The sequence below is a fragment of the Inquilinus sp. CAU 1745 genome (assembly GCF_039839375.1).
Taxonomy (GTDB): Bacteria; Pseudomonadota; Alphaproteobacteria; order DSM-16000; family Inquilinaceae; genus JBDOQU01.
On record NZ_JBDOQU010000001.1, the window covers coordinates 451,775 to 465,420 of the forward strand.

Sequence of the window (13,646 nt, forward strand, 5' to 3'; positions counted from 1 at the left end):
TCCGCCTCAGGCCGCGCGGATCCGCTCCAGGAATTCCGCGACGCCGGCCTTCAGCCGCTCGCCGGTCTGCCCCAGTTCCCGCGCGTTGGACAGGACCTGGCTGGCGGCTGTCCCGCTTTCCGCCGCGGCCTGGCTGACCTGCGAGATCGCGCCCGAGACCTCCTCGGTGCCCTGGGCGGCCTGCTGGACGTTGCGGGCGATTTCTCCCGTCGCCGCGCCCTGCTCCTCCACCGCGGCGGCGATGCTGGCGGCGATGTCCCGGCTTTCGCCGATGATCCGTCCGATCTCCCGAATGGCGTCGACCGTCTCTCCGGTGATTCCCTGGATGCCCTGGATCTGGCTCGCGATCTCCTCGGTCGCCCTGGCGGTCTGGTTGGCGAGGTTCTTGACCTCGCTCGCGACCACTGCGAAGCCCTTGCCGGCCTCCCCGGCCCGCGCGGCCTCGATCGTCGCGTTGAGCGCCAGGAGGTTGGTCTGCGCGGCGATGTCCTGGATCAGTTCCACGACCTTGCCGATCGCCTGGGCGGCGTCGGCCAGCCCCTGGACGGTCATGGTGGTCTGGCCGGCGGAATCCACGGCCCGCTCCGCCGCCTGGGTGGAGGTGGCGACCTGGCCGCCGATCTCCCGCACCGAGGCGGTCAGCTCCTCCGTCGCCGTCGCCACGGTCTGAACGTTGGCCGCGGCCTGGGTCGAGGCTGCGGAAACCATCCCCGCCTGGGCATTGGTCTCGTCGGCCGTGGAGGTCATCGTCTGCGCCGCCGCCTCAAGCTGGGCCGACGCGGCCGCGATATTCTCGACCAGCGCGCCGACCGTCTCCTCGAAGCTGTCGGCCGTGGCCCGCATCAGCCGCCGCTGTTCTTCCCGTGCCCGGCCTTCCTGGGCCTTCGCCTCCTCCTCCATCTCCCGGTTGCGGCGAAGGTTGTCCTTGAACACCGCGACCGACTGGGCCATCCGGCCGATCTCGTCCCGACGCCCGATCGCGGGAACGGCGACGTCCAGATCGCCGTCCGCCAGGCGGTCCATGGCCGCCGTCATGGCGTTGACCGGCTTCGTGATCGCGCGGGAGATCGACCAGGCGATCGCGATCCCGAGGCCGAGCGCGCCGAGCGACAGGGTGAGCGACAGCGCCTTCGACGCCTCCGCCGCCTCGGCCGCCTCGACGCCCAGCGACCGCTGCAGGCCGACCGCCGCGTTGCGGATGCCGGCCGATGCTTCCGCCAGCAGGATACCGTAGCGTTCGAGGGAGGTTGCGATCACCTCGTCGCCCTCAACGACCACTGCGGCGATTTCCTCGAAACCAGAGACATAGGTCGCGACCAAACCTTCGATTTCCACCAGCCGATCCTGCTGTCCCGGCGCGGCCGCGACGCCGGTCAGACGCTCGATATCCGCCTGGACGTTCGCCAGCGCGTCCACGACCTTGACGCGGTCCTCCTCCTTGTGGCCGGCCACGAAGCGGGACGCGATGGTCCGCGCCATGACGAAATCGCCATGGATCCTGGCGGCGATGATCTGGCCGTCCAGATTCCCCGCCTCGCCCTCAGAATCGCGGACTTCCGCGATCAGCCGGCGGGCCGCGATACCGGTATCGACCAGGATGGCCTGGTTGAGCTCGTCCTGGCGGGCGCGCAGGGCGACGTATTGCCCGAAGCCGGCGGCATATTGGTCCAGGAGTCCCATGATCTGATCGACGGCGATGCGGGTCTGCTCCAGCACCATCAGCTCTTTGGCCTCCGCGAAAAGCCGGCGCATCTCCGCCTGCTGGGCCTCGAAGCGCGCCGCCTCCTCGGGCGATCCCAGCGCGATGAAGCGGGCGACCGCCAGACGGGATTCGACCAGCGCGGTATCCGCCTGGGCGCTGAGAAGGGCGATTTCGGCCTCCCCCGAATAGGAATCCAGATTCGCCTGGGACTGCCGGCTTCCGATCCATGCCAGCCCGCCGAGCGTCAGCAGCAGCGCCAGCATCGCGCCGAACCCCGCATAGATCTTTACGCTGGTCTTCAGATTGTTGAAGAAGCCGATTCCCTTATCGATAGCTTTCGCCATTGCCGGACTGCCTGTCTTTGGGGGTTGCGCGTCTCCGAGGTGGTCTATGCGCCAATAGTTAAGAGAATGCTGATGTCGGCGGGATATCGCTCCTCCTATCCATTCTCTTTCCGGCGCCGGCCGATCCGACGGGATGAAAGCTGGGGTTTGCGACCCCATATATAGAGGCCTCTCCGGTTTCGAAGGATCGCATATTGCGCTTCATGCCCGCCCTCCCCGCCGTCGACAGAGCATTCGACGTAGTGAGCCCGATCGTCGTCTTCCAACCGGTCGGCCGCCGCCCCAGTGAGGTCTATCTGGACGAGAGCCGGCAAATCGTCCCGGCGGCCGACGGGCGGCACCGCCTGAGCGACATCGTCTACCGCGAGGCCGAGGCCCGGCCGGGCGACCAGATCCAGGATTGCTCGGGCGGCATGCTTCTGGTGACGGAAGCGGGGGCGTGCCATCCCGTCCGGCTTTCCCCGCCCCAGCCGCTGGAGGCGCAGACGGCGTTCCGTCATGCGCAGATCGCGGCGGAGGCGGACCGCGCAACGGCTCGACAATTGCTCGCGGACGGCCGGTTAGCGGAAGCGCCGAAGCCCCGCCGGCCGAAAAGCGCGGTGGCCCACCCGGACAGAAACGGCGCGGCTTTGCCGGAGGACCATCCGCTGGTGATTGCCGAGGCCGGCTGACGGCGGGGCCTTTCCTTCCCCATTCTTCCGCGCTCGCATTCGTCGGTCGTTCCCCTCACCCAACCCTCTCCCCTGAGGGGCGAGGGCTACCAATTTCACCCTCGCCCCTCTGGGGAGAGGGAGGGACCCGACCGCGAAGCGGGCGGGAGGGTGAGGGGAAAATCCTGCGGCCTCGCGCCGGCCTGACGAACAAACCAACGCCCCCTCACCCAACCCTCTCCCACGAGGGGGCGAGGGCTTTTTTCTTGTGTGGGCTTTTGTCGGCTTTTGTGGGCTTTCGGGGGTTCAGACCCATACGCTCATGCCCGGATCGTGGCGGTAGCGGCGGACGGGGGCCGGCGCCTGGTAGGCTTCGGAGCCGTCAGGATCGATGAGGTCGGCGCGGCCGGCGCGGCGGGCGGCGGCGCGCTGGCGGGCGGCGTACTGCTCCGAGACGAGCAGGAAGCTTTGATTGCCGGGCGTGATGTCGAGGAAGGCGGGGTCCTCCTCGCGAGGGTGCGGGCCGAGCCCGTCCCAGGCGACGCCGTCGGCGTAGCGCGGCGGCGCGGACAGGAGGGGGTCGCCGGGGATATCGGTCCCGATCGCCAACACCTTCTTCATCACCGGCCGGTCCTCGGGATAGCAGCCCTCGGCGTCGGGCTCGTCTGACATAAGACGGCTCTGCCCTTCCCCGCCGCCACCCTCGCCGCCTTCATCATCACCGGCGTCGTCATCCCTATTCTCGTCGTCCAGCTCGTACTCCGTCATCTCGCCGCCCTCCAGCAGCCCATCGGCGGGCTGGAGGGCGGCGTGGGCGATCTCGGGCAACTGGCGGGCGAAAAGGCCGTTCAGCTTCGCGATCAGCTCGACGGCGCGGAGCATCGCGCCGAGCTTCCCTTCCTCCCGCGCCTTGTCCAGCGTCTCCCGGGCGACGGCGACGAGCTCCGCGACCTCCCTGTTGCGCGCCGCCAGAAGCCCGTCGCGCAGTTCCTCGATCCGCCGCCGGACATAGGGCCGGGCGAGCAGCCGCGTGGCCTGGCCGCGGGCATTGTCGACCGAGTAGCCGGCCGCCCGCGCCGCTGCGGCGGCCGACGCGCCGTGGGCAACCGAGCGGCAGAACGCCTCCTGCCGGGGCGGCATGTCGGGGATGGGAGAGGCGGCGAAGGGGGAAGAAGCGGTGTGGGCCATGGTTCCTGTTCCTGTGCCGATGACGGAAATAGGAAAAATAGCCTATTGTAGGGAGAATTCAAGAGGCGGACACCGTCCAGACCCGATCTGGAATCGATGCGGCATCGAAGAAAGGCCATCCGCCGGTGATCGCCGAGGCCGGCTGACTGCGAGGCCGAGACACCGCTCCCCCTCACCCAACCCTCTCCCCGGTGGGGAGAGGGCTACCCGTTTCACCCTTGCCCCTTGTGGGAGAGGGAGGGACCCGTCCGCTTAGCGGACGGGAGGGTGAGGGGGACAATCCTGCGGGCTTGCGCCGGACCGGACGAACAAACCAACGCCCCCTCACCCAACCCTCTCCCACGAGGAGAGAGGGCTTTTTTGATGCATTCACCGGAGCCGCCGGCCGTTCAGCCGAGTCCCAGATGCGCCTTCACCGCCGGGAGGCCTTCCGCGCCGTCGATGGTGGTGACGCCCTGCAGCCAGGGTTCCAGCACCTCCGGGTGCTGTTCCAGCCAGGCCGCGGCGGCGTCCATGGGCTCCATGCCTTCGTCCAGGATCATGGCCATGATCTCGTTCTCCATCTCCACCGTGAACTGAAGCTGTTCGAGAAGCTTTCCGATGTTCGGGCATTCCTCCACATAGCCTGTGCGGGTCACGGTGTTGACGGTCGCGCTGCCGTAGTTCGGCCCGAAATATTCGTCGCCGCCGCTGAGATAGGTGATGTCGTACTTCATGTTCATCGGGTGCGGTTCCCAGGCGAGGAACACCACCCATTCGTCCCGCCGCTCCGCCCGGTCCACCTGGCTCAGCATCCCCTGCTCGCTCGATTCGACGAGCGTCCAGTCGCCGAGGCCGAAATCGCCGGTGTCGATCATCCGCTGGATGTGCCGGTTGGCCGGGGCGCCGGGTTCGATCCCGTAGATCGTGCTTTCGAACTCCTCGGCATGGTCGGCGAGGTCGGCGAAGTCCGTGACGCCCGCTTCCGAGACATGGTCGGGCACGGCCAGCGTGAACCGGATGCCCTGGAGGTTGGGGGCGATCACCTCGATGGCGCCTTCGGCCGTCAAGGGTTCGATGAAGGTGGTCTGGGAAGGCATCCAGTTGCCCAGGAAGACGTCGATGTCCCCGTTCTTGAGGGCCTGGAAGGTGATCGACACCGCGATCGATTCGACCTGCCGCTCATAGCCCAGGCCGGCCAGCAAATTGCCGAAGACCGCATTCGTGGAGGTGATGTCCGTCCAGCCGGGATCGGACATGCGGACCACGCGGCATTCCGGGTTGGCGGCAAGGGCCGGCTGGGCGAAGGCGGCGATGCCGGCGACGGGCAGAAGCGCGGCGAGAAGGCGGCGGGATCGGGTCATGGTGTCTTTCTCCCTGTTCTGTTCGGCCTGTTGTCGGCCTGTTGTCGGCTTGTTCCGGGGATTTATCCCGTGGGCGGAGTGGCGGGACGCACGCGGGGGTAACGCGCCATGGCCTCCAGATCGTCGAGATCCATGGTGTTCCGCATGTACTGCCGGCTGGCGTCCTGGAACGGCTGATAGTCCCAGGGGCTCTGCCCGCCGTCGCGCGCGATGTCCCAGATCAGGCGGCGGCGGCGCTGGCTGGACAGCACCTCCCCGTGAAGCCGCTGGAGATCCCAGCGCCGGGCCACCTCCGCCTTGAAATCGCGCACGATATCGGCCGCCGTCGGGTCGGCCGCCAGGTTGGTCAGTTCGTCCGGGTCGGCGGCCAGATCGTAGAGCTGGTCGGGATCGGCCGGGCAGTGGACGAATTTATGCCGGCCGCGCCGGATCATCACGACCGGGGCTATGGCCCCTTCGGCGAGATATTCGCCGATGGCCTCGTCATGGCCGCCACGGCGCTCCAGGTGCGGCAGCAGGCTTCGCCCGTCGATCGGTTCCTCGAAGGCGGGAGCGGCGCCGTCATGAGCAAAATCGACCAGCGTCGGCAGGAGGTCCGCCAGCGACACCGCCGCCGACACCCGATGCGCGCCGAACCGCTCCGGCATATGGACGATCAGCGGCACGCGGGCCGATCCTTCGAAGAAGGTCATCTTGAACCAGAGGCCGCGCTCCCCCAGCATCTCCCCATGGTCGGCCAGGACGATCACGATGGTGTTCCGGTCCAGGCCCGTCTCTGCCAGCGTCCGGCGGATCGCGCCCACCTGTTCGTCGACATAGGAGATCGCGCCGTAATAGGCGCGGCGCGCGTTGCGGATCTGTTGCTCGCCGATCTCCGCGTTGTCCATGTCCGAGACCTGGCGCACCCGCCGCGAATGCGGGTCCATCTCCTTCGGCGACAGGGTCACGCGCGGCAGGTCGATATCCTCGTCGCGATAGAGGTTCCAGTACTGCTCCGGGATCGCGAAGGGATCGTGCGGATGGGTCATGGAGACGGTCATGCAGAACGGCCGGTCGCCGCCGCCGCGCGCCATGTCGAACAGCTTGCGCCGGGCGGAGAAGACGACCTCGTCGTCGAAATCGAGCTGGTTGGTGCGCACGCAGGGGCCGGCCTCGATGACCGAACTCATATTGTGGTACCAGCTTGGCCGGTCCTCCGGGCGTTCCCAATCCGGCGTCCAGCCGAAATCGGCGGGGTAGATGTCGGTCGTCAGCCGCTCCTCGAACCCGTGAAGCTGGTCGGGCCCGCAGAAATGCATCTTGCCGGAGAGGATCGTCCGGTACCCGGCGCGGCGCAGATGATGCGCGAAGGTCGGGATGTCCGCCCGGAACTCCGCCGCGTTGTCATAGCCGCCGATCGCCGACGGCAGGCGCCCGGACATGAAGACGTAGCGCGACGGGGCGCAGAGCGGGCTGTTGCAATAGGCCGCGTCGAATACCACGCCCTCGGCGGCGAGCGCCTCGATGTTCGGGGCCTTCGTCAGTTTGTGGCCGTAGACCGGCAGCGCGCCCGGCGTCAACTGGTCGGCCATGATGAGAAGGATGTTGGGTCGCCTCATAGGGGCAACCGGGAGGCGGTGGGCAAGGCTGGCGCTCCGCTTCATGTCCATGGAAGTTCGCGAATGGGTGAAATGAAGGATCGCACCGGCTATCCTCGTTTGTGAACCGGAAGTCTCCTCATGCTGCCATAAGGTGACATCATGCCAGATCGAAGCGCGCGGCTGCCGCCCGTCCAGACGCTGGTGATATTCGAGGCGGCGGCGCGACGCCTGAATTTCAGCGCCGCGGCCCGCGCGCTCGGGACGACGCAGCCGGCGGTCAGCCACCGCATCGGCGCGCTGGAGGCGGAGCTGGGCGTCAATCTCTTCCGCAGGCTGCGCCGGGGCGTGGCGCTGACGCCGGAAGGCGCGCGGCTGTCGGAAGCGGTCCGCCAGGGGCTGGCCACGATCGCGTCGGCCACCGAGGATATCCGCCGGGGCCGGAGCCGCCGCCGGTTCAACATCGCGACCGATTTCGGCTTCGCCGCCTATTGGCTGATGCCCCGCCTGGCGTCGCTGCGCGCGGCCCTGCCGGGGCGGGAGGTGCGCATCATCACCCTGCAGGACGAGATCGACTGGCGGGACGAGCCGGCGGACGCGGCGATCGTGTGCGGGCCCGAACGGGTCAAGGGAATCCGGGCGACGCCGCTTTTCCCGGAGATCGTGACCCCGGTGTGCAGCCCGGCCTTCGCCGCCGACCGGCCGGCGGTCGGGCAGCCCTCCGACCTCTTGGGACTACCGCTCCTTCACCTGGAAAGCGCGCGGGCCGGCCGCTGGCTCACCTGGGCGGAATGGTTCGGGGCGCACGGGCTGGCCGGGCCGGCGGAAGATGGCGGGCCGGCCTTCAACAACTACACCATGGTCGTCCAGGCGGCGGCGGCCGGACAGGGCGTCGCGCTGGGATGGCGGCCGTTGGTCGACGAACTCGTCCGGGCGGGGCAGCTCGTCAGCCTGGGGCTGCCGGTGCGGACCGGGCGGGGGTATGTGCTGCTACAGCCGAAGACGCGGACGCCGGATGCGGCCGCTGCGGCGTTCGAGGGCTGGCTGACGCGGGGGCGGGTTGGGGATGGGGATGTGCAAGTCAGCGAGACTTGACGCTTTATGCGATACGTATTACGCATTACGTTATGATCCGGACGTTTCGAGACGCCGATACGGAGTCACTGTTCAACGATCGGCTGGTCCGGAAATGGCAGGCGATCGAGCGTCAGGCCCGCCGGAAGCTGGTGATGCTGGACGCGGCGCCCTCACTGGAGAGCCTGAGGGTTCCGCCGGGCAACCGCCTGGAGGCCCTGAAAGGCGACCGCAAGGGGCAATACAGCATCCGGATCAATGACCAGTGGCGGGTCTGTTTCCGGTGGAACGACGGCAATGCCGACGATGTCGAGATCGTCGACTATCATTGACCCACGCCCAAGGAGGGACATGATGAGGGATAGCGATCTTCTTGCGCCGATCACTCCGGGCGAAATCCTGCACGAGGAGTTCATGAAGCCGCACGGGCTGAGCGCCAATCGGCTGGCCCGCGATATCGACGTTCCGGCCAACCGGATCACCGCGATCATCGCCGGCGATCGGGCGATCTCGGCCGACACGGCGTTGCGCCTGGGCGCTTACTTCGGGATCGAGCCGGAGTTCTGGATCAATCTCCAGGGACATTACGAGTTGCGGCAAGCGGAGCATCAGGCAGGCGACGCCATCAGAAACCGGGTTCGTCCGCTACACGCTGCCTGATGTGGGTTGCGCCAAGGTTGGCGCGTAATTACCGCTACCGGACTCCGGCCTTCGGCAGACCATCGCGCCGGGAACGTAAGGAGGGGCATGCAGCGCATCATTGCCGAAACGGTCGTCAGCATCGCGGAACTGAAGAGGAATCCGATGGGCGTGATGGCCCGTTCGGAAGGTGCGCCGGTCGCCATTCTCAACCACAATCGGGTGATGGCTACATGATCCAGGCCGAGGCGTTCGAAGAGATCGTGGATCGGCTGGAAGATTTTGAGTTGAACGCCACAGCCGATGCAAGGCGGCCGGAACCGTAAGCGAAGTCGCCTGTCGATTATAAACCGCGCTCTCTGTTTGCGAACAATCATTGACTTAAGGAGAACGAACCACTAGATATATGGCGCGACCGGGAAGGCACCACGCACATGCGGCGTCTCATGACGCTTGGAGACGGTGGTCTCTTCTTCTTATTGGCGCGGCGGCGTCGTCCCTCGATATCGGGCGGCACGGCGACGAGGCCCGGTAAGGATCGCCCGCGTGAGCAGGCGATCACGGTAGCTTGGAGGTGCTTCGCCTGAGCCTGTCTCAGAGAGCGTGACGCCAGACAATCTCGTCTGGTGCTCTGAGACGAAAGGACTCAGATATGTCGAAAGACAATGATCCCCCGGTCGCCGGGCGAAGCGTTCTCGAAGAACCTGCGGTGCGCTCAACATGGAGCCGCCGTGGACGCAGGATGCGACGCATTCTGCTCCTGGTGTTGAAAGCGGTCGCGATCTTCGTCGCCACTTTCCGCACCGTCCGTGGGGTGGTCGAGAACCTTTAAGCTACCAATGTGCAGGATATAAGTATGCTGAATGAAGCACTAAGATTGGTTCGAGTTTATCACGATATGAGCAAGGCGGAACTTGCCCGTGAACTTGGGTTCTCACGCTCTTTCATTACGGAACTTGAATCTGGAAATAAGAAAGTTACGCTCCAAACCCTCGAACGCTATTCTGACTATTTCAGTATTCCAGTTTCATCGTTGATGCTTTTTGCAGAGCGGACGAGCGATGCTGATTTTTCGGAGCGCGCCCGTACGTTTGTCGCTGACAAAGCATTGAAGATGCTTGACTGGGTATCGACAATCTCACCCAAAAATGAGCGGCGGTGAGAACTAATCATGAGGCGCCATCCTCTGCATCAATCACGACTATTCAAGGTTACATCCCCGGCGGAATTGGCGAAGCGATTGGGGATCGAATTAGCGGAATTGGAAAATCTCGCTAACCGCGATAACAACTACAAAAAATTTAAGGTTGGGAAACAAAAGAAGCGGGATGTACAAGAACCAAAAGATCGACTCAAACAGGCGCATATAAAGGTAGCGCGGTGGTTAAGCCGCGTTGAAACACCAGATTATCTCCACTCAGCAATACGCGGAAGATCCTACATTACGAACGCTAAGGTTCACAGTGTTAATACTAACTTAGTAAAAGTTGATATCAGAGCTTTTTTTCAGAATGTCAGCGCACACGCAGTTTATTTGTTTTTTTCAGAAATAATGAAATGCAGAAGCGATGTAGCGATGCTTCTTGCGAAGTTGCTGACGGTCGATGGACATCTACCAACCGGAAGCTCTGTTAGTCCAATCCTGTCATACTTTGCTCACAAGCGAATGTTCGATGAGATCGCTCAACTCGCAGATTATCTGAACTTACGCTTCACCGTATACGTCGATGATATGTGTCTCAGCGGCGAGAAGGCGGTGCGTGCAACTTTGTTTCGCATTCGCGGCATCATCACGAAGCATGGACTGCATTCGCACAAGTGCCGCTATTTTCCGGCGGGTGTCCCTCGCATCGTCACTGGCACAGCGCTTACGAACGCTGGTGTCCGCCTTCCACATAGGCGGCACCTCAAGATTAAGAAAGCATTCGAGGCTTTGGAGGATATGCCGGATGGTGAAGCGCGCGATAAAGCCCTTAATGCTCTACGTAGCCGGCTCTATGAAGCCGCGCAGTTGGAGCCGGTTTGGGGCGAACGTGCGAGGTCGCTTCTTCCGCGAAAGGTCTGACGCGCTCCCGTTTCTAACTGTCAATTTTAAGCAGAAATGGCGTCCCCTAGGGGATTCGAACCCCTGTTGCCGCCGTGAGAGGGCGGTGTCCTAGGCCTCTAGACGAAGGGGACGCTGGACGTCGCGCGCGTGGCGCGAAGTGGGGGCTTTCTATAAGGGTGGGCTGGAAAGATCAAGCGGGAATTCGTCGCCCTGTCACGCCCCTTCCCCGCCCTGTCATCCGCGCCAGTCGGGAGAGGCGTCCTCGATGTGGAGCTGGCAGCGGACCTGGCCGTTCCATTCGTCGCGACGGACGATGCCGACCAGCGTCCAGGGCGTTCCCTGGGCGGTCAGCAGGCCGTGGCCGAGATCGTCGTCCATGGCGCGGAAGGCGATGGCGCGGAGGCGGGCGCCGTCGGCGCCCTGGAGAAAGCAGCTTACATGGCGTTCGCCGACGATGCGCGGCTGGATGATGCGCGCGCCCTTGATGAGGAAGCGCGGCTCCGGATTGCCGGCGCCGAAGGGGCCGAGCCGGCCGATCCAGTTCGCGAGATCCGGCGTCGCGCCGGCGACGGAGAGCGTGCCGTCCAAATCCATGTCCGGCGCGGCGATCGGACCGCCGCCGGCGGCTGTGGCGATTCGGTCGCGGAGGAAGGCGCGCAGATCGGCCAGCCTTTCTTCGGCCACGGTGAAGCCGGCCGCCATCGGGTGGCCGCCGCCGGTGAGCAGGAGGCCCGAGCGCCGCGCTTCGATCACCGCGCCGCCGAGGTCGATGCCGGGCATCGAACGGCCGGAGCCCTTGCCGATTCCGTTCTCCATCGCGACGACGCAGGCCGGGCGGTTGAACCGCTCCTTCAACCGGCCGGCGACGATGCCGATGACGCCGGGATGCCAGTTCGCGCCCGCGACCAGGAGGATTGGGTCGTCCTTCGGCGCGGCTTCGGCCTGGAGGATGGCGTCGGCGAGGACGGCGGCCTCTACCTCCTTGCGGTCCTGGTTGTGGGCGTCGAGCCGGCCCGCGATCTCCGCCGCCTCGAGCGGATCGTCGGTCGAGAGCAGGAGCGCGCCCAGATCGGCGCGGCCGATGCGGCCGCCGGCATTGATCCGGGGGCCGAGCAGGAAGGCGGCGTGGTAGGCGTCCATCTTCCGGTCGATGCGGCAGCAATCGGCCAGCGCCGCCAGCCCGGCGTTGGAGCGGCGGGCCATCATTTTCAGCCCCTGGGCGACCAGTGCGCGGTTGAGGCCGACGAGCGGCACCACGTCGCAGATCGTGCCGAGCGCGACGAGGTCGAGCAGGGCCAGAAGGTCGGGTTCCGCCCTACCCGTTCCGTCGTAGAAGCCGAGGCGGCGCAGGGCGCGGTTGAGCGCCACCAGCAACAGGAAGGTGACGCCGCAGGCGGCGAGCTGGCGGAGCGCGCCTGTCTCGTCCAGCCGGTTGGGGTTGACCAGCGCCAGAGCCGGCGGCAGGCGGGCCTCGGCCGTGTGATGGTCGATCACCACGGCGTCGAGCCCCATCGCGGCGGCGGCTTCCAGCGGCTCGTGGGCGGTGGTGCCGCAATCGACCAGCACGACGAGGCGCGCGCCCTCCTCCTTCAGCAGGCGCAGCGCGTCGGAGTTCGGGCCGTAGCCTTCGGCCAGCCGGTCGGGGATGTAGATGCGGGCGTCGCTGCCGACCGCTTTCAGGAAACGGCGGAGGAGTGCCGCCGAGGTCGCGCCGTCGACGTCATAGTCGCCGAAGATGGCGATCGGCTCCCCCTCAATCACCGCGCGAGCGATGCGATCGGCCGCCTTGTCCATGTCGCGGAGGGAGGACGGGTCCGGCATCGCCGTGCGGAGCGAAGGGTTGAGGTGGGCTTCCGCCTCCTCAAGCCCCACGCCGCGGGCGGCCAGGATGCGGGCGACCACTTCCGGCAGGCCGTGCCGCTGGCCGAGCGCACGGGAAACCCGTTCATCGGCGGGCAGGAGCCGCCAGCGCCGGCCGCGGACGGAGAGGGTCGCGGCCGGCTCGGCGGTGAGAAGGTCGTCTTCTGTCACGAGGTCGGGCACGGGACCGGTCATCGGTCCGCCGGCGTGAACCCCGTCTTGCGGTTGAAATTGTGCCGGGCCTCGATGGTCCGGACGGTGCCGGATTTCGAGCGCATGACGATCGAATGGGTGACCGCCCCGCCGGCGAAGCGCCGGACGCCGCGCAGCATCGGCCCCGTGGTGACGCCGGTGGCGGCGAACATCACGTCGCCATGGGCCATGTCGTAGAGGCCGTAGATGCGGGAGAGGTCGGTCAGGCCGTGGCGCTTGGCGCGCGCCTTCTCGTCATCGTTGCGGAAGACCAGTCGGCCCTGCATCTGGCCGCCAATGCAGCGCAGGGCCGCAGCCGCCAGAACGCCCTCAGGCGCGCCGCCGGTGCCGATATACATGTCCACGCCGGCATCCGGCTGGGAGGTGGCGATGACGCCCGACACGTCGCCGTCGGAGATCAGCATGATGCGCGCGCCGGCCTCCCGCACCCGGGCGATCAGCTCCGCATGGCGGGGGCGGTCGAGGATGCAGACCACCAGGTCGGAGATCTCCGCCTGCTTGGCCAGCGCCAGGTCCTTCAGGTTCTGGGCCGGGCTGGCGTCGATGTCGACTAGGCCATCCGGCAGGCCGGCGCCGACGGCGATCTTCTCCATATAGACGTCGGGGGCCTTCAGGAAGCCGCCCTTGTTGGCCATGGCGATGACGGCCAGCGCGTTGGGGCCGCCCTTAGCGGTGATGGTGGTGCCCTCCAGCGGGTCTAACGCGATGTCGATCTCCGTCCCGCCGGCGCCGACCTTCTCCCCGATATAGAGCATCGGGGCCTCGTCGCGCTCGCCCTCGCCGATCACGACCTCGCCATCGATCGACAGGCTGTTGAGCGCCTGACGCATGGCGTCGACCGCCGCCTGGTCGGCCTCCCGCTCGTCGCCCCTGCCCATCTGGAGGGACGCCGACAGCGCCGCGGCTTCGGTCACCCGCACAACCTCGAGCGCCAGGTTGCGGTCCATCACCTTGATGTCGCCCATTGCTTCCTCTTTTCCTTTTTCGCCGTCCGGGACGGCGGCTTCTT

General features: G+C 66.2%; 12 protein-coding genes, 1 tRNA gene and 1 pseudogene. 7 read left to right on the forward strand and 7 right to left on the reverse strand.

Features of this window, described 5'->3' with window-relative positions:
* Nucleotides 1-6: 6 nt before the first annotated feature.
* On the reverse strand, nt 7-2,046 hold the full coding sequence (locus tag AAFN89_RS02225; RefSeq protein ID WP_347535440.1) for a HAMP domain-containing methyl-accepting chemotaxis protein: 2,040 nt from the start codon (nt 2,044-2,046) through the stop codon (nt 7-9).
* A gap of 203 nt (nt 2,047-2,249) precedes the next feature.
* Between AAFN89_RS02225 and AAFN89_RS02230 the strand changes: the two genes are divergently transcribed.
* Nucleotides 2,250-2,717, forward strand: a complete 468-nt coding sequence (locus tag AAFN89_RS02230) for a hypothetical protein (protein WP_347535442.1) — start codon at nt 2,250-2,252, stop codon at nt 2,715-2,717.
* Nucleotides 2,718-3,002: 285 nt separating this feature from the next.
* Here the strand turns inward: AAFN89_RS02230 and AAFN89_RS02235 are convergent, their stop codons facing one another.
* The 3 genes from AAFN89_RS02235 to betC all read right to left on the reverse strand — a co-directional run bounded on the left by AAFN89_RS02235 (nt 3,003) and on the right by betC (nt 6,825).
* Entirely contained in the window at nt 3,003-3,884 is an 882-nt protein-coding gene (locus AAFN89_RS02235) for a terminase small subunit (protein WP_347535444.1), read from the reverse strand.
* Nucleotides 3,885-4,273: 389 nt separating this feature from the next.
* Nucleotides 4,274-5,227, reverse strand: a complete 954-nt coding sequence (locus AAFN89_RS02240; protein ID WP_347535446.1) for a choline ABC transporter substrate-binding protein — start codon at nt 5,225-5,227, stop codon at nt 4,274-4,276.
* Nucleotides 5,228-5,289: 62 nt separating this feature from the next.
* Nucleotides 5,290-6,825 carry a choline-sulfatase gene (betC, locus tag AAFN89_RS02245; protein ID WP_347535448.1) on the reverse strand — a complete coding sequence of 512 codons (1,536 nt, stop codon included), beginning with the start codon at nt 6,823-6,825 and terminating at the stop codon, nt 5,290-5,292.
* A gap of 141 nt (nt 6,826-6,966) precedes the next feature.
* Here betC and AAFN89_RS02250 point away from each other — a divergent pair, with 141 nt between their 5' ends.
* The 6 genes and pseudogenes from AAFN89_RS02250 (at nt 6,967) to AAFN89_RS02275 (ending at nt 10,582) form a co-directional block, all read left to right on the forward strand.
* Nucleotides 6,967-7,899 carry a LysR substrate-binding domain-containing protein gene (locus AAFN89_RS02250; RefSeq protein WP_347535450.1) on the forward strand — a complete coding sequence of 311 codons (933 nt, stop codon included), beginning with the start codon at nt 6,967-6,969 and terminating at the stop codon, nt 7,897-7,899.
* Nucleotides 7,900-7,931: 32 nt separating this feature from the next.
* Nucleotides 7,932-8,210 (forward strand): type II toxin-antitoxin system RelE/ParE family toxin, encoded by a 279-nt coding sequence (locus AAFN89_RS02255; protein ID WP_347535452.1) that lies wholly within the window; start codon nt 7,932-7,934, stop codon nt 8,208-8,210.
* A 19-nt stretch (nt 8,211-8,229) separates the two neighbouring features.
* The gene (locus AAFN89_RS02260) at nt 8,230-8,538 is read left to right on the forward strand and encodes a HigA family addiction module antitoxin (protein WP_347535454.1); all 309 of its coding nucleotides are present in this window, start codon (nt 8,230-8,232) and stop codon (nt 8,536-8,538) included.
* A gap of 87 nt (nt 8,539-8,625) precedes the next feature.
* Nucleotides 8,626-8,843: pseudogene (locus tag AAFN89_RS02265) on the forward strand (antitoxin).
* A 530-nt stretch (nt 8,844-9,373) separates the two neighbouring features.
* Nucleotides 9,374-9,679 (forward strand): helix-turn-helix transcriptional regulator, encoded by a 306-nt coding sequence (locus AAFN89_RS02270; protein WP_347535456.1) that lies wholly within the window; start codon nt 9,374-9,376, stop codon nt 9,677-9,679.
* 9 nt (nt 9,680-9,688) lie between these two features.
* The gene (locus AAFN89_RS02275; protein WP_347535458.1) at nt 9,689-10,582 is read left to right on the forward strand and encodes a reverse transcriptase family protein; all 894 of its coding nucleotides are present in this window, start codon (nt 9,689-9,691) and stop codon (nt 10,580-10,582) included.
* A gap of 37 nt (nt 10,583-10,619) precedes the next feature.
* On the opposite strand, the gene AAFN89_RS02280 is transcribed toward AAFN89_RS02275, so the two are convergent.
* The 3 genes from AAFN89_RS02280 to glpX form a co-directional block, all read right to left on the reverse strand.
* Nucleotides 10,620-10,695 (reverse strand) — tRNA-Glu (locus AAFN89_RS02280).
* 103 nt (nt 10,696-10,798) lie between these two features.
* Nucleotides 10,799-12,619: a single-stranded-DNA-specific exonuclease RecJ gene (gene recJ, locus AAFN89_RS02285; protein WP_347535460.1), complete on the reverse strand. Its 1,821-nt coding sequence runs from the start codon at nt 12,617-12,619 to the stop codon at nt 10,799-10,801.
* On the reverse strand, nt 12,616-13,584 hold the full coding sequence (gene glpX, locus AAFN89_RS02290; RefSeq protein WP_347535519.1) for a class II fructose-bisphosphatase: 969 nt from the start codon (nt 13,582-13,584) through the stop codon (nt 12,616-12,618). The genes recJ and glpX overlap by 4 nt, the downstream gene beginning before the upstream one ends.
* Nucleotides 13,585-13,646: the final 62 nt, after the last annotated feature.

Bases quoted from the DNA above. Each gene is read 5' to 3' on its own strand.
- AAFN89_RS02225 (WP_347535440.1), bottom strand. From the start codon at position 2,046: ATGGCGAAAGCTATCGATAAGGGAATCGGCTTCTTCAACAATCTGAAG.
- AAFN89_RS02230 (WP_347535442.1), top strand. From the start codon at position 2,250: ATGCCCGCCCTCCCCGCCGTCGACAGAGCATTCGACGTAGTGAGCCCG.
- AAFN89_RS02235 (WP_347535444.1), bottom strand. From the start codon at position 3,884: ATGGCCCACACCGCTTCTTCCCCCTTCGCCGCCTCTCCCATCCCCGAC.
- AAFN89_RS02240 (WP_347535446.1), bottom strand. From the start codon at position 5,227: ATGACCCGATCCCGCCGCCTTCTCGCCGCGCTTCTGCCCGTCGCCGGC.
- betC (WP_347535448.1), bottom strand. From the start codon at position 6,825: ATGAGGCGACCCAACATCCTTCTCATCATGGCCGACCAGTTGACGCCG.
- AAFN89_RS02250 (WP_347535450.1), top strand. From the start codon at position 6,967: ATGCCAGATCGAAGCGCGCGGCTGCCGCCCGTCCAGACGCTGGTGATA.
- AAFN89_RS02255 (WP_347535452.1), top strand. From the start codon at position 7,932: ATGATCCGGACGTTTCGAGACGCCGATACGGAGTCACTGTTCAACGAT.
- AAFN89_RS02260 (WP_347535454.1), top strand. From the start codon at position 8,230: ATGATGAGGGATAGCGATCTTCTTGCGCCGATCACTCCGGGCGAAATC.
- AAFN89_RS02270 (WP_347535456.1), top strand. From the start codon at position 9,374: ATGCTGAATGAAGCACTAAGATTGGTTCGAGTTTATCACGATATGAGC.
- AAFN89_RS02275 (WP_347535458.1), top strand. From the start codon at position 9,689: ATGAGGCGCCATCCTCTGCATCAATCACGACTATTCAAGGTTACATCC.
- recJ (WP_347535460.1), bottom strand. From the start codon at position 12,619: ATGACCGGTCCCGTGCCCGACCTCGTGACAGAAGACGACCTTCTCACC.
- glpX (WP_347535519.1), bottom strand. From the start codon at position 13,584: ATGGACCGCAACCTGGCGCTCGAGGTTGTGCGGGTGACCGAAGCCGCG.